The sequence below is a fragment of the Terrimicrobium sacchariphilum genome (genome assembly GCF_001613545.1).
Classification (GTDB): domain Bacteria; phylum Verrucomicrobiota; class Verrucomicrobiia; order Chthoniobacterales; family Terrimicrobiaceae; genus Terrimicrobium; species Terrimicrobium sacchariphilum.
Genome location: NZ_BDCO01000002.1, coordinates 2954326 through 2974352, shown reverse-complemented (window position 1 = coordinate 2974352; position 20027 = coordinate 2954326). Strand labels below are relative to the sequence as shown.

Genomic DNA, 20027 nt, shown 5'->3' with positions numbered 1-20027 from the left:
TCTGCTAACCGCGTTCCTTGCCGCGTAGCGCGAACCACGCGACCCAATAGGAGACCAGCGCCCAGAGGGCGAGGGTGCCAAGTCCCTGCCAGGCCGGGCCTGCGTTGGTAAAGACTTGTCCGTTCCGTAGCGAGCGGTCGCGGTTCAGATTGGAAAATGACGAGGGATAATCCACCCGCATCGAGCCTGTGATTTTCTGATCCCAGAACAGGCTCACATCCATGACCGATTGCACCGCCGCACTCGGCATCAGGCGGGACACGAGATACGGTCCATCCTTCATGTCGCCTGCTGACGGAGTGAAGCCGGAGAAGAGAATCTGCGGGATCAAGACCAGTGGCACGAGCATCACGGCCTGGAGAACGCTGCGGGAAAGCGCGGAAATGGCGAGGCCGATTCCTACCGAGGCGGTGGCCGTAAGGACGAGTCCCGCAACCTGCCAGCCGATCGAGCCTTTCAATCCGCCCGCCGTGATTTGCATCACGCCATAGAGAAGCAGGCTTTGGATGATGGTGATGCGGGCTAGGGAGAGGAACTTTGCCAGCAGATACTCATGGCGGCCCAGGCCGATGAGCCGTTCGCGGCGGAACATGGGCAGTTCCTTCACGATCTCCTGCGCGGCATTCCCGCACCCGAACCACAGCGTTGCGATGTAGGCGAAGAAGAGGGCGAGAGGCGATTCCTTCGAGACCCAGGTCACCAGCAACGCTATGAAGACCGGCTGGCCGAGCGCGAGCAGGAGGTTTTTCCAATCCGACCGCAGGATGGCCCATTGGCGCATGAGCAGGATGGGCAGCGCCGCCGGTCGTTTCGCGCGGGCCGCGAGCATCGGTTCCGAGGCAGGCTCCTCGCTCGGCGGCAGGGAAGGAGGAATGCCAGCCGGATCAAGAATCTCCAGACGCTCGTAAAGATTTTCCAGATGCTCGACGCCAAAGTGGCGGAGCGCCGCCGCGGGTTCACCGAAAAAGACCAGCCGGCCGGCATTCACCACCGCGAGCTTGTCGAAGAGATAGGCATTGCCCATCACATGCGTCGTGCAGACGATGGTGCAGCCATTGGTGGAAAGCTCCCGGAGAGACTGCATCAGCCGCGTTTCCGCTGCCGGGTCGAGCCCCGATGTCGGCTCGTCGAGAAACATGAGGCGAGGGCGGCAGAGCAGCTCGGCTCCGACACTCACGCGCTTGCGCTGGCCGCCGGAAAGCCTGCCCACCGGTGTATTGGCTCGTTCCGCCAGACCGATCTGGGCGATGGTGTGATCGACCAGCCGGGAGATTTCCGCGCCGGGAGTTCCGGCAGGCAGGCGCAGCTTCGCCCCGTACCACAACGCATCGCGGACGGTGAGTTCCAACGGGACGATATCGTCCTGCGGCACGTAGCCGAGTTCCTCGCGCAGGCTCTCATAGTGCTTGTAAAGATCGACGTGATCCAGACGAACAGACCCCGACGTGGCCGGACGCAACGCGCACAGCGCATCGAGGAGTGTGCTCTTTCCCGCACCGCTGGGGCCGATGACGCCGACGAACTGACACGGCTCCACGACCAACGACACATCGGAGAGAATCGTATGGCCCGATGCGATCTTGCCGAGGCTGATGGCTTCCAGCCTCGCTCCGGTGGCGCCAAGAGTTTCCCTCAGGAAATGCCCGTCGTACCTGAGGAAAAACGGACCGATGCGCAGGACATCGCCGAGGACGAGGCGCTCGCGCTGAAACACCCGGCCGTTAAGAAACGATCCACTGCGGCTGCCGAGATCCTCGATGATCCATCCCTCCGGTGTGGATCGGAGCTGGGCATGGCGGCGGGAAACTGCGGGATCAGGCAATAACGCGCCCGCCTCCGCACCGCGACCGAGTACGAGTCCATCCTTAAGCGGGATGGGAGCCAGGCCTTCCCGGGTCTCGATCTCGCTGCTCATGGCAGAGAATTACGGGAGGACGGCCCAGACCTCCACCACGCGGTTCTTGTCGAGATTCTGAGCGTCGAAGATTTCCGAGCTGCCCATCCCGACCGCGTGGGTGACATTGAGAATACCGCTGCGCTTGAGGGTGGAAACCACGCTGTCCGCACGTTGGAGGGAAATGGCCTGGTTCTTGCCGGGATCGCCCTTCTTGTCGGCGAACCCGAGAACCACAAAAACCACCGTCGGGTCTGACGCGAATTTTTGCACCTGCGGCAACTTGATCACCTCCTGAAGGGCGGCGATTTCCGTGGCGCCGACGGCGGTTTTGCCTGATGCGAAGGGGATCGTGATGATCTTGCCCATCCCCCGGGCGCGCTCCACCTGCACGTAGAGCTTGTCCTTTTCCTCGGGGGTCAGGTTTGGCATGACGTCGATGCGCGAGAGCACCTCGGTCTTTACCGCCTGGTTTTCCGCGTTGGCGGAGTCGGTATTGACTTGTTCCGGTGCGACCACTTGCCCCGAGGGCGCTTCCGACGCCGCAGGGCTGGCGGATGGCTCGGGCACTCCGGCATAGCCTGGTTCATTAACCGGGGCTGGAGTCGGTGTGCTTGCCGCAGCGGGCGCGGCCTTGCGGTCGCACCCGGCGAGAGCGATGGCTGCCAGCAGGCAGGCGAGTCGCAACGGACCAGTCATGATGAGAGTTACAGGGTGAGAGTGCTGAGGACCTGCTCGATTTTATCGAAGCTGGGAAGTTCCTTCGGACTCGGGGTCTGCTCGCTGTAATAGATCACGCCGTCCTTGCCGATGACGAAAGCGGCACGGGCTGCCGTGTCACCGATTCCGGCAAGAGCAGGGAAGAGCACGTCGTAGGCCTTGGTCGTCTCCTTGTTGAGATCGCTGGCGAGCTTGATCGTGATTTTCTCCTTCTTGGCCCAGGCGTCCTGCGCGAACGGGCTGTCGACGCTGATGCCGATGACGTCGGCATTCAGGTCGGAGTACCGGCTCAGGCCGGCTGTAAGATCGCAGAATTCCTGCGTGCATACACTGGTGAAAGCGAGTGGGAAAAACAGAAGGACGGTGGCTTGAACACCGAAGTTGCTGCTCAGCGTAATGTCTTCGAGTCCATTCGGGCCGGCAGACTTGAGGGTGAAATCGGGGGCTTTTGAGCCTACGGGAAGTGCCATAAAATAATGATTGGTTAGGCCGCGACTCTGACTCTCCCGGCGGAAGGTGTCAAAGGCGGAGTGTTTTCGGAACTTCGGGCGGGAGGCGGTCAGCGGACGGCACCGACAACGACTTTCTCTCCTTCTACACGGAGGACGCGGATCGAGGCACCGGGATCGATGAATTCGCCATCTGTAACCACATCGACCAGCATTCCTTCAATATCCGCCTTGCCTGCAGGGCGGAGGATCGTTCGGGCTTTTCCTACCGTACCGACATTGAGAGTCGGCGCCCGTACTACTGCGTCCACTGGCAGGGCTGGACCCGCCGAGATGGCCGGGCTGAGAATGACGCGTCGGAAAAAAGGCAGGTGTGGGAAATATTTCGCGAGGAGCATCATGCCGATTGCCGCCAGCAGGAGGGCAATGCCGAGATTGACGAGAGGGCGGGCAACCAATTCCCAATCGAGATTCAGCGGCTGGGCAGGATAGTAATCCACCATTGCAAAGAATAACGAACCAAGCATGAGGAGGAGCCCGAGCGCGGCGAGGACTGCAATGCCGGGGAAAAAGAGCAGTTCGACGACGATGAGGATGACGCCCAGGAAGAAGAATGCAGCGACTTCAAACCCCGTTAGTCCTGCGATATAGTGGCCGAAGAAAAAGAGCAGGAAGCAGATCGCCGCAATCACGCCCGGGACGCCGAATCCCGGAGACTTGAACTCAATGTAGGCGGCGAGAATTCCCGCCATCATGAGAAAAGGAGCGAGCAGTGTGATCCATCGGGCGACTGTCTCAAATCCACTCGGCTCGATCTTGACGATTTCCTGCGGATTGAGGCCAGCCTTTCTGGCTAGATCATCAAGCGAATCTGCGATGCCGGAGGCGAGCAGCGGTTTGCCGTTGTACACTTTCACCGCTTCCTGAGCGCTCAGGGTGAGGAGCTTCCCGGCGGGGTTGATGATCTGGTCGCCGATCTTGACCTCCTTGTCCTTGTTGATGAAGGCCTCGGCAACCTCGGGGTTATAGCCGTTCCTTTCCGCCGCACTGCGGAAGTAGCCGGAGAAATACGAAACGACCTTGGCATTCATCGTCTCCTGCAAATCCTCGCCGCCGCCCATCACCGGAGCGGCTGCGCCGATCGCGCTCACCGGAGCCATGAAGACCCTGCGTGTTGAGAGCGCGATGAGTGCCCCGGCGGAACCCGCATTGGGGTTTACATACGTGATGGTCGGGATGGGCGACTTCATTAGCGCATCCTGCATTTTCACCGCTGCACCGAGGCTGCCGCCGTAGGTGTCCATATTGATGACAAAGGCAGAGGCCTTCGCTGCTTCCGCCTCCTTGAGGATGCGACGCATGAAGTAAAATTGCGCTTCGCTGACCTCTCCTTCAATAGGCAGGACGACGACGGAACCCTCGCGGATTTTCGATTCCTCCGCGTGGACGGGGACGGCGAGCAGGGCGAGGAGAGGGATGATCAGCCACTTCACGCGCCTACTGTCCGGCGCAATCCCTCTCCCATCAAGACCAAAGCCTCTTATTTGCTGCCGGGTTTGATCGCCGGAATGCCTGCAAGATCAGCGGGAATGTTGTCCGCTTCAAATGTCTCGGGAGTCATCTGAACCAGTGAAACAAATGGGCACCCGAAATCTGGCAGATTCCCTCCGCTACGATCCACGATGGACCCTGCCGCCACGACCACGCCGCCGTGATCCTTGATGATCTGGATCGTTTCCTGCACCCGGCCGCCGCGCGTGACCACGTCCTCCGCGACGAGAAAGCGCTCGCCCGGCGTGATGGTGAACCCACGGCGCAGCACGAGGCCGCCGTTGCCATCCTTTTCCACAAAGATGTGCTTCTTGCCGAGATGACGGGCCACCTCCTGACCGACGATGATACCGCCGACAGCCGGCGAGACTACCGTCGTTGCGTCATAGGCTGAGAGCTGCTCCGCGAGCATACCGCAAACCTGCGCAGCGATGGTGGCATCCTGAAGGAGCAGGGCGCACTGGAAGAATTCCCTGCTATGCAACCCGGAACGCAGAATGAAATGGCCGTTGAGGAGAGCGCCGGTCTGGCGGAAGAGATCGAGGACTTCGTTCATATTCAAGAATGGTGGGCAGTTGCGCCGCTGACAAAGGCAACGCCTTTCTTCTGGCGTTCGAGAAATTCCCCTGCGAGTGCTCGATAGGCCTCTGCACCCTGTCCGGCGGGGTCGTGCTCGATAATGGTGCGACCGTGGCTCGGAGCCTCGGCAAAACGAACCGTGCGGGGAATGAGCGTATCGAAGACGACTTCCTGGAAGTGATTACGCACTTCCTTGACCACAGCGGGGTTCAGATTCGTACGTCCATCGTACATGGTCATGAGCAACCCGCAGAGAGACAGGTCAGGATTGGCTCCCGACGCGCGTATCTGCTCGGTCACCTGCATGAGAAGGCCGAGGCCTTCCAGCGCGTAGTATTCGCATTGGATCGGGACGAGGATTTCGTCGGCCGCGGAGAGGGCGTTGGACATCAGGATGCCCAGCGAAGGTGGGCAATCGAGGAAAAGATAATCGTAGAGGCCGAGGTCTTTCAGCGGGCTGAGGACACGGCGGAGTTGGGTCAGGTGACCCTCCATCCGGGCGACCTCCACCTCAGCACCTGCGAGGTCGAGCGTCGCGGGGATGGTCCAGAGGTTCTCGATTCGGGTCGAGTAGACCATCTCGGCGGCGGGTTTCTCTCCGATGAGGGCGTGGTACAGGCTGCCCTTCTCACCTGAGGCCCCGAGTGCGCTACTGGCATTGCCCTGCGGATCGACGTCCACGAGCAGGACGCGCACGCCCTTTTCGGCGAGTGCGGCGGAGAGGCTCAGCGTCGTCGTGGTCTTTCCGACTCCGCCCTTCTGGTTGGCAACGGCTATGATCTTCACAGGGAACGTTTGGAATAATACGCCAGAAGCCCGTCGACAATCCCATCCGCATATTCGCGGTAGATACTTTTTCGCATTATGCCGCCAAACTCCCTCCGCCCGGAGTAATCCCCGGCCTGAATACGGTCAAAAACGAGCTTGTTATTCATCACATAGGGCTCGACGTAGACGACCGGGCAGGAAAACAGTCGATTGGCCAGGAGGTTGCGAGCCCAGATGTAGTCATTTCCGTTGACCCGGATGGCATTGGCCTGCCGATACACGTAGGGGGGCAGCCCCGTTTGTGCGACCATGGATTTCGAGAGGGAGTTGGTCAAGGCAACCTCCTCGGAGAGAGACCTGTTCAACAGCTTTGTCAGCATTTCAAATCGCTGATCCTCATAATCCAGCTCATCCGCGCTAAAGGATCCTGTGACGAGAAAGTGTAAGTGATTTTCATCCAGTAGCTTGGGGTTGTTTTCATCGCCCCACGCCTCGGCGTTGAAGTGTAGGCACAGGACAAGGTCTGGGCGGAAGCTGTCGTTGACCAGCTTGGCCCGACGGCGGATCTCCGCGACTCGGTAAAAAAGCTTTTCGCTCTCCTTTTGCAGGGATTCATCGGTGACGGCGGCATTTTTATCCTCCAGAGAGGCACGGGCTGCTTTGACCAGTTGGCTAGGGCGAGATGAGGTGACCGGCCACGCCTTGGCACGGGTGAGAACGACCTCCGCTCCCAGTTCCTCAAGTCGTGGAACCAGCAGTTTGGCCACCTTCAGCGTCATATCGCCTTCCGTCACGGGCTTGGAACTCCCAATCTGGAACCAGCGCTCTTCCATCTTGGCCCAGGTACCCCCGATGTGGCCTGGGTCGATGGCAATACGAAGGCCTGCCAACGGCTTGCCCGGCTCCTCGTGGGGCAGAGCGGAGCGCGGCCGCCAGTAGTTCACGGGGGCTTTTGCGCTGCCGCGATCCGGGGCGAAGCGCAGCACAAAGGGTTCACTCCCTGTACGGATGACCGCTCCGGCATCCGTCACGGTGATGTATTTTTGCCAAGCTCCGTTTGGAGCGTAGACCCGGTCGAGAAGATCCACGAAATCGGCACGGGTGATGGTCCCCTGGTAGACATTGAGGCGGGACCAGTCCGGAGGCAATGCCAGCGGGCTGAGCCGGGCCTGAACGGGGTGGAACGAAATCAGAAGCAAGGCGGTCAGCAGGAGGCGCTTCACGCGGGAATTAAATCACATCCCATCCCGATATGGGGGAGCAAAATCGAGGGGATGCGTGAGTTTTTTTTCCAGAGGTTTGTCATCGGCCTCCCATTTGATTTACTGGGGGACTGATGATTCGTATCCTCTTTCTTGGAGATATCGTAGGCGAACCCGGTCGCAAGGCCGTGATTCGCAGAGTGCCTGTATTCCTCAAGGAGAGAGGAGTCGATTTTGTCATTGTGAATGGCGAGAACTCGGCCGCCGGTCGCGGCATCACCGCCAAAATCGCCATCGATTTGCTTCGCGCCGGGGTTGCGGTCATCACGACGGGCGACCATGTCTGGGATCAGCGGGAAACGGCTTCCTACATAGAGACGGAACCGCGATTGCTGCGCCCTATCAACTATCCCGATGGCGCGCCTGGCAACGGGAGCATCATTCTCGATACGGCCAAGGGCAAGATCGGGGTTCTGAACGTGCAGGGCCGTACTTTCATGCAGCCGATCCTGGACAATCCGTTTCCCGCCGCCTCGATCGAGGTCGACAGGATGCGGCTGGAGACTCCTGTCATCATCGTCGACATGCACAGCGAGACCACGAGCGAAAAGATCGCCATGGGACGCTTCCTCGATGGACGGGTTTCGGCGGTATTTGGCACTCATACACACGTGCAGACGGCGGATGAGAAGATCCTGCCCAATGGCACGGGATTCCTCTGCGATGCCGGCATGTGCGGGCCGGAGCATTCCTGCCTTGGCCGTGAACCCGAGCCGATCATCAAGCGCTTCATGGACAATCTCCCGGGACAGTTCCCCGTGGCCAAGTGGCCGGTGCGTCTTTGCGGTGTGATCGTGCAGGTCGATCCCAACACGGGACGCGCCCTGTCGATCGAGCGCGTCAGCGAGATGGTCGAGGAGGCCTAGCGGCTAAACGGACAACCCGTGCAGGGAGTAGCGGTCTCCCGATTTCCGCACGCGCATCTGCGCGGAAAATGTGCGGCTTAATGTCGCCGAGGTCAGTCCCTCGGCGATCGGGCCGCAGTATTCCACCTTGCCATCCTTGAGGGCCAGCAGGTGGGTGCATTCCGGCAATATCTCCTCGATATGGTGGGTGACGAGGATCATTGCTGGAGCGCTGCGTTTAGCTGCCAGATGCCGGAGATCCTGAAGAAAGCGTTCCCGAGCCACAGGATCGAGGCCGGAGCACGGCTCATCCAGGATGAGCAGGGGCGGTGCGGAGATAAGAGCACGCGCGATAAGCACCTTCTGGCGCTCGCCTTGGGAAAGGACTTCCCAGCGCCGGTTAGCGAGATAGCGCGCTCGTACCAAGCCGAGCGAAGCCAGAGCCTTCTTCTTGTCTCCCGCCCGGAGCTGTCCCCAAAGGCCGATCATGGCCTGTAATCCGCCCGCGACGATTTCCAGGGCCGGGTCTTCGTCGTGGCAAAGGTGGGAAATGCTCGCGCTGACCACACCGATACGTTTGCGGAGTTCCCGCCAGTCGCTCGATCCAAAGGTCTCGCCCAGCACCGAGATATCGCCGTCGGTTGGCGGCATGTATCCCGCTATGGCTTTCAGGAGAGATGTTTTGCCTGATCCGTTGGCGCCGAGGATCACCCAGTGTTCACCCTTTCGGACGGTCCAGTGGACCCTTGAGAGAACGTAGGAGGACTCGCGGCGAATGGTGAGTTCGCTCACGTCGAGGAGCGGGAGAGTTACTGCGGGAGATGCCATGTTGCTTTGTTGAGAAATCCGGTGGCGATGGTTTTATCGCTGGAGAAGGTTATCACAACCGCCCCCGTTTCGTCTTGTCGGATCAACTTGATACCTCTCTTGGCAAGCTGCGCCTCCCAGGCTGCGGGGATGCGCTCGGTCTCGGGAAAGTCGGCGGCGGTTGCGATGACGAGACTGGGATGTGCCGCCTCCAGGAAATCCTCCGGTGTCGTTCGTCCCGTCTTGGAAACTCCCTGGACGAGAATGTCGCACGACAGCTTTTCCGAGGCGTGTTCCATCAGCCACGTTTCGGCGAGCAGCCCGATATCCGAGGTGAAGAGGATGCGGCGACCTTCGATCGTGAGCAGGGCGACGAGGGCGAGATTGTCTGCCACCGCCTTGGGCGGGTTCCCGGGTGGGTAGAGGATTTCCAAGGATACGGTCGGGGATAGCTCTTCGCGAAATCCGCTGCGGGCCAGGGTGGGAACCATGCCTTGCGTCCCCATCCAGGCGAGGAGTTTTTTGCGGGTGGGAGATTGTTGGGAGGTGCCCGAGTCGAGGATGGTCGCAGGTCGTGTGGCGAGAATCAGATTTTCCGCTCCGCCCATGTGATTCGCGTCTCCATGAGTGATGATGAGTCCATTGAGCTTCCGAATGCCTTGGGACCGGAGATAGGGAACGATGACGGAGTCGGTGAAATATTGTGGACCGCAGTCGATGAGCCACGTCTTTCCTCCAGCCTGTATGGAGGCTGCTCCTCCGGCGCCAGCATCGAAGATCACGACGCGCTGAGCTTGATGCCAGGGCGGGAGGTAGACGTGCGATCCCGGGATGTTTGCAAAGGTCTGGACGCTGAAGAGCAGCAGCTTGGTCAGAACGAGATTTGTCTGGTTGAATACCGCGGCCAGCCAGGGTGACACCAAAAACGCGAAGACCGAGAGCGCCGTGACAAACATAATGGCGAAGGACAGTGGAACGGCGATCAGGTTGGCCGGCAAGGCGGAGAGCGACACCATGTGAAAGTACCCGGCGGTGAGCGGAGAGGAACCCAGCCAGGCAGCGAGCGAAACGGCTGAAAGGCTCGCGAAGACCTGTGTGGTCCGCAGCGCGAACCGGCGGGCGGGCGACAGGAGTTTGCGCGGAATGAAGGGATCGGGTGCGAGTGGTTCCCCGATCTTCCGCTCAAAGATCGCGCTTAGGAGGAGAATCGATGCGACGACTCCGAAGGACAACTGGAAACCGGCGTTGAAAAGCTGGTTGGTATCAGTCAATAGGATAAGGACCGCTGCAGCGCAGAGATTGTTTAGCAGAACGGGACGTCTTTCGGCCATGAGGCCGATCAGGATGATCGATCCCATCACGGCGGCCCGGATGCTTGCCGCTTTCAGGCCGGTCATCAGGACATAGAAGAAGAGGAGGGGAATGATCAGTGCCGCCGTGAGTTTTCGCGGCAACCGCAGGGTTTTGAAGAGATACCAGAGAATGATTGCCACGATACCCACATGGAGTCCGCTGACGGAAAAGAGGTGATAGGTCCCGGTGGCGCGAAAGGCTTCCTGGATGTTTTGGGAGAGGTCGCTCGTATCTCCGAGCACCATCCCGGTCAGCAGCTTGGAGACATTGGGATCATCGATGGAGTAGGTGATTGCGGAAATCATCCAGTTCCGCACCGAAATGGAAAACCACACCAGCGGATTTCCCTGCTGGCGACCGAGAGGTTCGGCGACACCTGGCTGAATGATTTCGATTACCTGATGAATGTCTTTGCGCTGAGACCACGTGGCGGCATCGAACTGGCCGGGATTCCGCGGAGGCGAGATATTTGAGAGAAGACCGGAAATCCTCAGGCGGTCTCCATACTGAGGGGCGGCGCCTCGCCAACGGATTTGTACCGAAAGAGGCGCAGTGATTTGGCTGCCGTCCGCAGACAGGGAGTCGACACGAAAATCAAACCGGGCGGATCGTGCAGAAAAGACCGACGGTTCGGTAATGACAAATCCCTCGGCGGTTACGGGCAACCGACGATCACCCAGCCAACTCGCGAGTGAGGTTGATGCGCTCCGCGTGGTTTGCAGGAGGTGGATCACCGCCATCGTGGCAGCAAGGAACAGGTGAAACCAGAAATCCCGGCTGGCGGTCGACCACTTGACGCAGGCTGCCGCAAACAGGCTCCCTGAAACCGCTGCCACGATGGCGGTGAAGAGAAGTGCGGGATGGAAAAGTTGCGCAAGCAGGATGCCTCCCGCCACCGGAACCAGCAACGCCGCAAAGGGTAGGCGCTGGCGGAGCAGGGAAACCTTTTTCACGGCTGTCCGTCAAATTTGAACAACACCAGCAGCGTCGTATAGTCGTCGCGAAAGTAGAACTGCAAGGCCCCATCTCGTCCCCTCAGGTCGACGGGCACGGCGCGGCTGGCTCTGCGGCTGTGAATCTGGTGAATCCCGATGCGCGGCCGCTCGTACGGCGTCCCCCAGACCTCCAGCAGGGACGCACGGTAGCAGGCCCGGGAGAGCAGGCTCTCGACCTGCACCCGGGGCATCGGCTCAAACGCGATACTCTCGATATCGGGGATGGAGGCGTAATCAAATCCGCGATGAGCCTGCACGATACGAGGCGGCAGTTCTGTCCAGGTTCCGCGCAGGGTTCCCACCCGGATGCGCCGATCAAACCCAGCCATGAAACTGTTTCGCGAATCGGTGTTGACCGCGATGCGGATGCGACCGAACTCCTCGGTGTCGATCGAGATCCAGACATGATCAATGCGCGTGGGATCGGGATGATCCTCGATACGCACCTCAATGTCGCCGCCTGCTGCGTAGATAAACGGCGCGGCAAACGGCGATTCCTCCACGATCTACTTCTTGAGACCGACCGACGAAGCTCGCTTTGCCAGCTTGCGGGCGGGCTTTTTCTTCTTCTTTTCGAGGTTGGTCCGATGCTCGATCTTCTCGACCGTGCCGCGCTTGAAGTATTCCGAACGGATGAGTTCGAGGGTTTCCTCGCGGCGATCGTAGAGGCGCTTCGGCTTGCGCTTGGGAGCACGGCTGAGCGCGTAGGCCGTAATGAGCGGCAGGGTGATGGTGGAGTCCGCGTAGCAGACCACGCAATCCGGCAGGCTGTCGGGATCGACCTTGCCCCAGGAGACAGCTTCCGCCGGAGTCGCACCACTCAGGCCGCCGGTATCCGGGCGGGCATCGGTGCACTGGAGGAAGAAATCATGGCCGCGTTCTTCGATGCCCATGACCTCCTGGATCTGAGGTTCCGTCTGGAGCATGAAGTTCTTTGGCGACCCGCCGCCGAGGATAAAGACGCTGGAGGTCTGGCCCGAGCGCTTGGCATTGTAAACGATGGAGGCGGTCTGGTTGACGTCGCGGTTGACGTCAAAGGCGAGCTTTGAGTCGCGTAGCGACATCGCGGCCACATTCATGCCGATCGAGCTGTCGCCGGGCGAACTGGTGAAGATCGGCACGCCGAGTCGATAGGCGGCACTCAGGAGGCTGTGGCCCTTGATGCCGAGCTTTTGCTCGCGAGCGTAGACGTATTTGCCGAGCAGGTAGTGGAACTCGTCGGTGCCCATCGTCTTCTGAAACTCCGGCCCCTGGATGACCTGACGCACGAAGGCATCGGTATCGAGCAGCACGTCGTAATCGAAGAGCACGTCGTAAATGCGAATCACGCCCTTATGACGGAGATCCACGTCATTGAGGAAAGGCGATCCGGCAAAAAGATCCATGCCGAGGCCGAAGTGAAGATCGTGATACAGGTTCGCGCCGGTCGAGATGATCCAGTCGACGAAGCCTGCCTCCAGCAGGGGAATGAGACAGGACTTGCCGAGTCCCGCCGGGGTGAGAGCGCCCGTAAGGGACAGCCCCACGGTGCCTTCGTTTGCGATCATCCGTGAGGTGAAGAGTCGGCAGGCCTCGGCGAGACGCCCGCCGTTGTAGGCCTTGAATGCCGTGTCGATGAGGTCGGCTGCGCCGATGCCTTTGCGGACCGCGTCCGGAAGCAGGCGTGGGAATTTGCCTTCGAGCTGTTTGGCCATGATGGAGAGTCAGCGAAACTTAGTTGAACGAGAACGGGCTGTAGAGCGACTCTTCGTAGCCGGAGTCATACCAGTCGTCGATGATCGGAGCGTTGTAGGCAAACGGCTGTTCATCCTGATAGTACGGGGTCCGATAGTAACGGTCGGCCTGCTCGTTCTTGGTACGCGTCACCTGGGCCGGAGTCGTTTTGCCATAGAAGCCCTGGCTTTCCGACAGGAAGTTCAGTACCTGGGCCGATGCGCCGGCGCTCTTGAGGCCCTGAAGCTGGGCGGTGTTGAAGTCGTACACCTTCCGGGTGCTGGCGAGGTAGCCGACGATGATGTTCGACGGCACGTCTTTCTGCACGAGGTTGAGGATGTCGTCATAGTCGAGGACCTGACCATGGCTCATCTTTACATAAGTGCCGGAGTTCACCCCATGGGATGAGACTGCCGAGGTGATGGCCGGGTTGACCGATGGGCCGGACGATGCGCATGCGCCGAGCATGACGCTTACCGCGGCAAAGAGGGAAAGGTGCAGGAGACGCCTGGACATGCCCCAGCACTACCCAAGCCCGCCGGGGCTGGCAACTCTTTCTGAAACTCCTTGCCCGCATCATTTCTCGTCTTACTCTCCCCTCATGAACTACGCCTTCCTTGGGGCCGGAAAGATGGCCTTGGCCCTCATCCATGGAATGCTCCGGGCGAATCTGTGTACGCCCGGACAGATCACTGTTTCCAGCCGTTCCCAGGCTTCTCTGGAAAATGTTTCCGCAGCCACCTCCGTCAACGTCGTGCGTACCAATGCCGACGCTGTCCGCGCTGCTGATGTTGTGATTCTTTGTGTCAAGCCGATCGACGCGCTCGACGCCATCGGTCAGGCGAGGGAGGAGTTCGCCGGGAAGTTTCTCATCTCTGTTGTCACGGGGCTGACCATTTCCGCCATGGAGGCCGCCGCCCCTGGTGCTCGGGTCATGCGAGCCATGCCCAATACAGCCGCCATGATCGGAAAAAGCGCCACTGCGCTCGCGCCCAGCCCCACGCTTTCGCATCAGGATGTCAATCTGGCCTCCGAGATATTTGAGGCTGTGGGCGAGGTCTTTCCGGCCAACGAAAAGCAACTCGATGCCATTACCGGTCTGAGCGGCAGCGGTCCGGCCTTTATCTACCTGATCCTCGAGGCGCTCTCCGATGGCGGCGTGGCCGCGGGGCTCCCTCGCAAGATGGCGCTCGATCTCGCCATTGAAACCGTCGCGGGAGCGGCGGAGATGGCGGCCTCGACCAAGGAGCATCCCGCGATTCTCCGTGAGATGGTCACCAGCCCGGGCGGCACCACTATTGCCGGCCTCACTGCCTTGGAAAAGGGAGGCGTGCGTGCAGCCTTCATCTCAGCTGTGCTGGCGGCAGCAGCCCGATCCCAGGAACTTTCTTCGCGCTAATGCGCCTCCGTCTCCTTGCTTTTGTGTGTCTTTGCGGATCTGCTGTGGCCCAATCCAAGGCCCCAACTGCCGCAACGGCTCCGAGCCCTGCACCGACGGCCACGCTGCTGGCTACCCCTTCGCCGACTCCCGATCCGACGGGGCCGGACGCTACTTATGTACCGGAGCTTGCTCGCGAGACGGCTGCCGAGGGGCGCGCAGCGTTCGCCCGGGGGGACTACAACCGCGCTCGCAAGGCTTACCTGAAGGTTCTCGATCTCGCTCCGGACAACCTGCTTGCATTGATCAATATCGGGGTGGTCGAGTTTTCTGCCGGGAATCATTCGGAGGCGGAGAAGTACCTCAAGCGGGCTGTCCAGATCCGGTTGGATAATCCTCCCGCATGGCTCACGCTGGGCATCATCGCTCTCGATGAAAATCGCCTTGACGAGGCTCTGGCGGCCCTCGCCCAGGCCGTGCTCTACGATCCGAAGAATGCCAGGGCGCATGCCTTTCTCGGAGTCGTGGTGGGACGGAAGGGATGGATCGATGGCGCTCAGGCTGAGCTTAGGAAAGCTATTGAGCTCGATCCAAACAACGCCGACGCAAACTTCAACCTTGCTGCGTTTTACCTCGAGAGCAAACCTCCGGCCATTGAACTGGCCCGACGGCACTACTACCGGGCCCTCGAGCTGGGAGCGGATCCCGATCCGGACATCGAAAAGACCTTAAAGGAGAACAAGCCGAAGGACTAAAAGAAATGCCGGCCGCGGAAGGTTCCGCCAGCCGGCATGAAAGATTTCCGAAAGGCAGTCTAGCTCTTCGGGGCAGCTCCCGCGACGGCGAGGGACAGGTCGATTGTCTCGGAGACCTTGTCCTGATACTGGCCGGGCTGGATGTTGTAATCACTGCGGTTGATCTGGAAGGCGGTACGCACCACTAGAAGGTCGCCCTGCACTTTGCCATTGGTACGGTCACCCAGCTTGCCCGGGAGATATGCGATCTTGGCCGGGACAGTGATGTCTTTCGACACGCCATTGAGCGTGAATGTTCCGGTCACATCGGCGGTGCCGGAGCCATTCGTGGCCTTCACGTTTTTCACTTCCTTGATCTCAAAAGTGATGGCCGGATTCTTTGCCGCGTTAAGCCAGTTCTCTCCGAGAAGGTGTTCCTTCATCATCGGATTCGGAACGGTGAGGCTGGACGTCTCGACCGTGATCTTGCCCTTCGCCGTGGTGAAATCGGCGGGATCGACCGACACGGTGCCGGAGACGCCGGTGGCGGTGCCGTTAATCGACTCCAGGGGAGCATCGAGTTTGAAGACGACGTTGTTTACGCCCTTGGGATCTTTGAAATCAAAGCTCGTGGAGGCCGCCCAGATGGACGATGTCGCCAGGACCGCTGTTGCTATGAGGACTGCTTTTTTCATGGTTTTTTTGTGGATTGAATCTTCGAAATCACGAGGGCAATCACCCCGAGGCCGATAGCGCCTCCGAGACCGACGGCCAGGAAGTCGACTCCGGGCACGAAACGGCTTTCGTATTCCGTGAAGGCGATCTCCGTTACCGGATCGATTTTCTGGATGCCGACAGAGGTCTTCGTCCATCCGCGGTTTGCGCCGAGTACAGCCCATGCGCCAATCACCGCCACTGCAGTGACCGCAGCGAGGATCGTAAGGATTTTTGCCATGGACGAAGAATACGCCATGTCGCGAAAACGCCTAATGCCTTCTTCGCAATTCAGCCATACCTGTTGATTATGGCTGCAAAATCGGGCGAGGGGATCAGCCCTCGATCGTGTTGATCTCGACGGGCTCGACCTTTACGCCCTGCTCCTCGAGCCAGTTGATCGCCTTCTTGATTTCCTCGCGATCCCCATCGAGCTCGAGGGAAACAATGCCGATTTCTTCCGTGACGCTGGCTTGGCGAATGTTTGTCACCACCGCAAATTCTTTCCCGATCTCATAGACGATGGGACGGGTGATGAGCCGTGCGGGATACATAAGCCAAAGGCGCGTCACTTGCTGGGACATGGGGGGGACTATAGCAGACGATCCGTCGGGTGTGGGAGGAAATTTGCGGCCTATTCCGAATCATGCGGAATCATCTGCACCCGGATGGCATCCGGCGTGTGCAGGCGGAGGTCCTGATTTGGCGCGGAAATCTGGATATCCTGCTCCTGGCAAAGCTGGGCAATGCGTGTGCGGATATTGCTCCCCACGACACGGTTGTCCGTCCCCCGCAGATCCACCCAATAGGACATGCGGAAGATCAGCGCCTGACTGCCAAATTCCTCGAAGAAAACCACCGGGGCCGGAGTCTTCAGGACCTTGGGTTCGGCCTCGACGGCCTGCCGGAGCAGGGCAACGGCCTTCGTGATGTCGGTACCGTATGAAAGGCCCACGGCGAAGTCAAAGGAGTGCCGGTAGTGCGTCAGCGTCCAGTTGACTACGTTCTTTTCCAGGAGATAGCTGTTTGGCACGAGGACCTCTGCGCCATTGCCCTTGAGGATGCGGGAGCAGCGGGTGCCGAGATTCAGCACGCTGCCGGTATGACCGTCCACCTCGATGGTATCGCCGACCTTGATACGCCTTTCGGCCAGCAGAATGAGGCCACTGATGAAATTGTTCACCAGCGTCTGAGCGCCAAAGCCGATGCCGATAGCCAGCGCGCCACCCATGAAGGCAAAGGCCGTCAGCGGGATATTCAGCCAGTTAAGGATAGTCAATATGGCTACCGCGAGGATGGCGGTAAACAGGGCTTTCTCGAGAGCGGAGACGCGGACAGGGTCGAGCGAGAAGCGGGTCTGGATGCGGTTGCACACCGTTCGCGAGACTACCTTGGAAAGGGCGAAGGCCAGAATGAGCCAGACGAGAGCGGAAAGGAGCTTTCCCAGTGAAACCGCGTGCTGTCGCGTGGTGACGTTTCCCGAGCTGTCGGTGATTTTGTCCGTGGTGACGAAGAGCTCCTTGTTCCAACCATCCTTGATGAGATTGCCGAGATTTTCGGCCGAGAGCGCCGCCTTTTCCGCGATGCTCTGGCTGGCCAGTCGCTCGCGACTTTCGGAGATCATCTGCTGCTGGAGCGCGATCACGCTGTCAACCGTTGGCACGAGTTCGCTGAGCTGGGTGACGCGCTTGCGCAGGGCATCCAGACGGGCCTCCTGATGCTTGCGCAATTCCGCATCGCGGGCCGGTGTTTCGGCCTGGGCTTCCTCCAGACGTCGCTGGGTATCCTGAAGGCTGCGGCGAAGCTGTTCGCGCCAGGGCTCGATGTCTGAGAGCGCCTGGGCCGACTGTGTCTTGATGGACTCGTAGGAGGCGGACTCGGGTTTCTCGATCGCGGCTAGCGTCAGTTTCCAGATGGCTTGGATTTTCGTCCATTCGGTGAGGATTCCCTCCTCGGTCTGGATGATCTTGTTAGCCACGCTGGCGGCATCTGTTACGATGGTTTGACGGGCGGCAAGGGCGATGGCCTCCTTTTCACGGCCGGCTTTTTTTGCCTCCTCGACCTGCTTGCCCAGGTTGGTGATCGTGTCGTTCAATCCGGCGGCAATCCGACGCGTGGCCTCGATGCGGTCGCGGGTGGAGTTCTGGATTTGATCGATCCGGGCGAGAGCTGATTCCGCACGCTGGCGGTTGAAGACGGTATCCTGTCCCGCCGCAGCGAGGGCTTTCTCGGTGCGGGCGAGATTGAGGGAAACGATGGATCGATCGATCTGGTCGAGCGTCACTCGCCAGTCGGCGAGGAAGGCTGCGGAAGCGGCGGCTTCGCGGCGAAGCTGGGCAAGCTGCACCTGGAGAACTGACCGCTGTTTTTGCGCCGGATCGGTGACGGCATCAGCCTCCTGTTGAATTCGCCGGAGGTCCTGCTCCGCCGAGTCCAGACGAGTCTGGCTGCGGGCCAGTACGGACTGGTCCAACTGCACCTGCGTTTCCTCGGTCTGGATCTGCTGGCGCAGAGTGTTGATTTTCTCCCGCATGGCGTCCGACTCCTGGTCGTTCGTAGGCGCTTTCGGCGGGGGCTCAGTCTGCAAGGCCTGGAGCGCCCGCTCGTTGTTCTGGATCGAGGTCAACGTGTCGGATGCGGTCTGGTAATTGCGTACCGCTTCGTTGGCGGCTGCCAGGAAATCCGACGCTTGGTCTGCCGGAAGGCCGTTCTTTTGCAGCGCTTCACTGAGGTTTCTTTCGTTGAGCGCGGATTCCCGTTGCCGGGCGGATTCCAACTGGTCTGCCAGCCAGTCCTTTTTCTCTGCGGCTGATGGAGTGGGGGATGGCTCCGCGGGCACCGTATCGGCCACGGCCAGCAACGCTCCATATAGTAGGGAGCAGACGAGGAGAAGCGATCGTTTCATCGCAAGGGGATCGTGCCGAGTTCTTCCAGGATCGCCTGACTAAGCTTGATGCCTTTGAGGAAGTTCTCGATCGGGAAGTTCTCGTTCGGCGAGTGCGCCTGGCAATCCGGCGAGCCGAGTCCTGGCAGCAGAGCGGCAGGGCCGAGGATATTTCGGAACGCGACGACGATGGGAATCGATCCGCCCTCCCGCATGAGGGCAGGTTTGTGGCCAAAGACCCGCTCCAGCGCTCGCTGAACCGCCAGCCCATCGGGCGAGGTCGGGTCGGCAAAATATGGCTCGCCCGAGTGGCCCTTGGTAATCTCCAGCTTGATGCCGGGCGGGCAATGGCTGACAAGGTGGGCCTCGGCGAGGCGCAGGATCTCTTCCGGCTGTTGGTTCGGCACGAGGCGGAATGTCAGCTTCGCGAAGGCTTCCCGGGGCAGGACCGTTTTGGTGCCTTCGCCCTGGTAGCCGCCGCCGATGCCATTTACTTCTGCCGTGGGCCGGCCCCCGATGCGCTCGATAGAGTTGTATCCCTTTTCGCCAAAGAGTTCGTTCACTCCGGTGAGTTCCCGGATGATCTCATCCCCGATCGGCAACGCTGCCGCAGCGTCGCGTTCCCAGGGAAGCAGATCGGCCACCGCATCATAGAATCCCGGAATCGCCACCCGGCCATCCTCATCATGCAGGGACGCGATCAGCCGAGCCACGGCGGTTGCTGGATTCATGACCGCACCACCAAAAACTCCCGAGTGCAAGTCGAGTGCCGGGCCGGAGGCCTTGAATTCGAGGGCGCTGATACCTCGCAGCGCATAGGTAAGAGTTGGATACCCATGGGCGGCCATTCCGTTGTCGGAAATGACGATGACGTCGCAAGCGAGGTCCTCCTTGTAACGTTCCAGGAAGGGAGCGAGATGGTCACTGCCGATCTCTTCCTCACCCTCAATGAGGAAGATCACATTGACCGGCAAGGGTTTCCCGCTGGCGATGGCTTCTCCGACGCCGAGGATGTGGGCCATGATCTGGCCTTTGTTATCCGTGGACCCTCGCGCATAAATGCGTTCATTACGGATGGAAGGCTCAAAAGGCGGGGTTTCCCAGAGCTCCAGCGGCTCCGGCGGCTGGACGTCGTAATGTCCGTAGATCAGGAGGGTGCGTTTTGCCGGATCGTGCGCCGTGCGGCCGATCACGGCGGGGTGGCCGCCGGTTTCCCTCACTTCCGCCGCCATTCCCAGGCTCTCGATCTTTTGCCTCAGCCACTCCGCGCAATTCCGGAGATCGACGGTGTGTTCGGATTGGGTCGAGATGCTCGGAAAACGCAGAAAATCAAGAAGATCGTTGAGACGGGAATCGGACATAAAACTCAATAGGTAGCGCG

At 60.1% G+C, this 20027-nt stretch carries 20 protein-coding genes; 3 read left to right on the top strand and 17 right to left on the bottom strand.

The annotated features are described in order from the left end of the window. Positions 1-4: 4 nt before the first annotated feature. The 7 genes from TSACC_RS13945 to TSACC_RS13915 form a co-directional block, all read right to left on the bottom strand. Positions 5-1915: an ATP-binding cassette domain-containing protein gene (locus TSACC_RS13945; RefSeq protein WP_075079858.1), complete on the bottom strand. Its 1911-nt coding sequence runs from the start codon at positions 1913-1915 to the stop codon at positions 5-7. A gap of 9 nt (positions 1916-1924) precedes the next feature. Then, on the bottom strand, positions 1925-2593 hold the full coding sequence (locus TSACC_RS13940; protein WP_075079857.1) for an OmpA family protein: 669 nt from the start codon (positions 2591-2593) through the stop codon (positions 1925-1927). 8 nt (positions 2594-2601) lie between these two features. Next, positions 2602-3084 (bottom strand): redoxin domain-containing protein, encoded by a 483-nt coding sequence (locus TSACC_RS13935; RefSeq protein WP_075079856.1) that lies wholly within the window; start codon positions 3082-3084, stop codon positions 2602-2604. Between the two features lie 89 nt (positions 3085-3173). Continuing rightward, positions 3174-4556, bottom strand: a complete 1383-nt coding sequence (locus tag TSACC_RS13930) for an NfeD family protein (RefSeq protein WP_075079855.1) — start codon at positions 4554-4556, stop codon at positions 3174-3176. Positions 4557-4603: 47 nt separating this feature from the next. Then, a complete protein-coding gene (gene pyrE / locus TSACC_RS13925) occupies positions 4604-5170 on the bottom strand; it encodes an orotate phosphoribosyltransferase (protein ID WP_075079854.1) in 567 nt (188 codons plus the stop codon). Between the two features lie 2 nt (positions 5171-5172). Then, on the bottom strand, positions 5173-5979 hold the full coding sequence (locus TSACC_RS13920) for a ParA family protein (protein ID WP_075079853.1): 807 nt from the start codon (positions 5977-5979) through the stop codon (positions 5173-5175). Next, positions 5976-7184 carry an N-acetylmuramoyl-L-alanine amidase family protein gene (locus TSACC_RS13915; RefSeq protein WP_075079852.1) on the bottom strand — a complete coding sequence of 403 codons (1209 nt, stop codon included), beginning with the start codon at positions 7182-7184 and terminating at the stop codon, positions 5976-5978. Before TSACC_RS13915 ends, TSACC_RS13920 begins: the two co-directional genes overlap by 4 nt. 113 nt (positions 7185-7297) lie before the next feature. On the opposite strand from TSACC_RS13915, the gene TSACC_RS13910 reads away from it, so the two are divergent. Then, positions 7298-8089 carry a TIGR00282 family metallophosphoesterase gene (locus tag TSACC_RS13910; protein WP_101927847.1) on the top strand — a complete coding sequence of 264 codons (792 nt, stop codon included), beginning with the start codon at positions 7298-7300 and terminating at the stop codon, positions 8087-8089. Positions 8090-8092: 3 nt separating this feature from the next. On the opposite strand, the gene TSACC_RS13905 is transcribed toward TSACC_RS13910, so the two are convergent. From TSACC_RS13905 to TSACC_RS13885, 5 genes are read right to left on the bottom strand one after another with little or no spacing between them, the layout of a single operon-like run. Beyond that, positions 8093-8896 (bottom strand): ABC transporter ATP-binding protein, encoded by an 804-nt coding sequence (locus TSACC_RS13905; protein ID WP_075079850.1) that lies wholly within the window; start codon positions 8894-8896, stop codon positions 8093-8095. Beyond that, the gene (locus TSACC_RS13900) at positions 8878-11181 is read right to left on the bottom strand and encodes a ComEC/Rec2 family competence protein (protein ID WP_075079849.1); all 2304 of its coding nucleotides are present in this window, start codon (positions 11179-11181) and stop codon (positions 8878-8880) included. Before TSACC_RS13900 ends, TSACC_RS13905 begins: the two co-directional genes overlap by 19 nt. After that, positions 11178-11726, bottom strand: a complete 549-nt coding sequence (locus tag TSACC_RS13895) for a hypothetical protein (RefSeq protein WP_075079848.1) — start codon at positions 11724-11726, stop codon at positions 11178-11180. Before TSACC_RS13895 ends, TSACC_RS13900 begins: the two co-directional genes overlap by 4 nt. Before the next feature lie 3 nt (positions 11727-11729). Next, positions 11730-12917, bottom strand: a complete 1188-nt coding sequence (locus TSACC_RS13890) for a homospermidine biosynthesis protein (RefSeq protein ID WP_075079847.1) — start codon at positions 12915-12917, stop codon at positions 11730-11732. A gap of 19 nt (positions 12918-12936) precedes the next feature. After that, complete coding sequence (locus TSACC_RS13885) at positions 12937-13452, bottom strand: hypothetical protein (RefSeq protein ID WP_075079846.1); 516 nt, start codon at positions 13450-13452, stop codon at positions 12937-12939. Positions 13453-13537: 85 nt separating this feature from the next. Here TSACC_RS13885 and proC point away from each other — a divergent pair, with 85 nt between their 5' ends. After that, entirely contained in the window at positions 13538-14335 is a 798-nt protein-coding gene (gene proC / locus TSACC_RS13880) for a pyrroline-5-carboxylate reductase (protein ID WP_075079845.1), read from the top strand. Beyond that, on the top strand, positions 14335-15069 hold the full coding sequence (locus tag TSACC_RS13875; protein ID WP_075079844.1) for a tetratricopeptide repeat protein: 735 nt from the start codon (positions 14335-14337) through the stop codon (positions 15067-15069). The genes proC and TSACC_RS13875 overlap by 1 nt, the downstream gene beginning before the upstream one ends. A 59-nt stretch (positions 15070-15128) precedes the next feature. Here TSACC_RS13875 and TSACC_RS13870 read toward each other — a convergent pair whose 3' ends face one another. From TSACC_RS13870 to TSACC_RS13850, 5 genes are all read right to left on the bottom strand, one after another. Continuing rightward, positions 15129-15743, bottom strand: coding sequence for a YceI family protein (locus TSACC_RS13870; RefSeq protein WP_075079843.1), 615 nt, complete (start codon positions 15741-15743; stop codon positions 15129-15131). After that, entirely contained in the window at positions 15740-16003 is a 264-nt protein-coding gene (locus TSACC_RS13865) for a hypothetical protein (RefSeq protein WP_153811427.1), read from the bottom strand. The genes TSACC_RS13870 and TSACC_RS13865 overlap by 4 nt, the downstream gene beginning before the upstream one ends. A 94-nt stretch (positions 16004-16097) precedes the next feature. Further along, the gene (locus TSACC_RS13860) at positions 16098-16346 is read right to left on the bottom strand and encodes an NIL domain-containing protein (protein ID WP_075079841.1); all 249 of its coding nucleotides are present in this window, start codon (positions 16344-16346) and stop codon (positions 16098-16100) included. A 50-nt stretch (positions 16347-16396) separates the two neighbouring features. Continuing rightward, a complete protein-coding gene (locus TSACC_RS13855; protein WP_075079840.1) occupies positions 16397-18667 on the bottom strand; it encodes a mechanosensitive ion channel domain-containing protein in 2271 nt (756 codons plus the stop codon). Next, positions 18664-20007 carry a dipeptidase gene (locus TSACC_RS13850; protein WP_075079839.1) on the bottom strand — a complete coding sequence of 448 codons (1344 nt, stop codon included), beginning with the start codon at positions 20005-20007 and terminating at the stop codon, positions 18664-18666. The genes TSACC_RS13855 and TSACC_RS13850 overlap by 4 nt, the downstream gene beginning before the upstream one ends. Positions 20008-20027: the final 20 nt, after the last annotated feature.

Excerpts from the sequence above, each read along its gene's own strand:
- TSACC_RS13945 (WP_075079858.1), bottom strand. The coding sequence starts at position 1,915 with ATGAGCAGCGAGATCGAGACCCGGGAAGGCCTGGCTCCCATCCCGCTT.
- TSACC_RS13940 (WP_075079857.1), bottom strand. The coding sequence starts at position 2,593 with ATGACTGGTCCGTTGCGACTCGCCTGCCTGCTGGCAGCCATCGCTCTC.
- TSACC_RS13935 (WP_075079856.1), bottom strand. The coding sequence starts at position 3,084 with ATGGCACTTCCCGTAGGCTCAAAAGCCCCCGATTTCACCCTCAAGTCT.
- pyrE (WP_075079854.1), bottom strand. The coding sequence starts at position 5,170 with ATGAACGAAGTCCTCGATCTCTTCCGCCAGACCGGCGCTCTCCTCAAC.
- TSACC_RS13910 (WP_101927847.1), top strand. The coding sequence starts at position 7,298 with ATGATTCGTATCCTCTTTCTTGGAGATATCGTAGGCGAACCCGGTCGC.
- TSACC_RS13905 (WP_075079850.1), bottom strand. The coding sequence starts at position 8,896 with ATGGCATCTCCCGCAGTAACTCTCCCGCTCCTCGACGTGAGCGAACTC.
- TSACC_RS13890 (WP_075079847.1), bottom strand. The coding sequence starts at position 12,917 with ATGGCCAAACAGCTCGAAGGCAAATTCCCACGCCTGCTTCCGGACGCG.
- TSACC_RS13885 (WP_075079846.1), bottom strand. The coding sequence starts at position 13,452 with ATGTCCAGGCGTCTCCTGCACCTTTCCCTCTTTGCCGCGGTAAGCGTC.
- proC (WP_075079845.1), top strand. The coding sequence starts at position 13,538 with ATGAACTACGCCTTCCTTGGGGCCGGAAAGATGGCCTTGGCCCTCATC.
- TSACC_RS13875 (WP_075079844.1), top strand. The coding sequence starts at position 14,335 with ATGCGCCTCCGTCTCCTTGCTTTTGTGTGTCTTTGCGGATCTGCTGTG.
- TSACC_RS13870 (WP_075079843.1), bottom strand. The coding sequence starts at position 15,743 with ATGAAAAAAGCAGTCCTCATAGCAACAGCGGTCCTGGCGACATCGTCC.
- TSACC_RS13865 (WP_153811427.1), bottom strand. The coding sequence starts at position 16,003 with ATGGCAAAAATCCTTACGATCCTCGCTGCGGTCACTGCAGTGGCGGTG.
- TSACC_RS13860 (WP_075079841.1), bottom strand. The coding sequence starts at position 16,346 with ATGTCCCAGCAAGTGACGCGCCTTTGGCTTATGTATCCCGCACGGCTC.
- TSACC_RS13855 (WP_075079840.1), bottom strand. The coding sequence starts at position 18,667 with ATGAAACGATCGCTTCTCCTCGTCTGCTCCCTACTATATGGAGCGTTG.
- TSACC_RS13850 (WP_075079839.1), bottom strand. The coding sequence starts at position 20,007 with ATGTCCGATTCCCGTCTCAACGATCTTCTTGATTTTCTGCGTTTTCCG.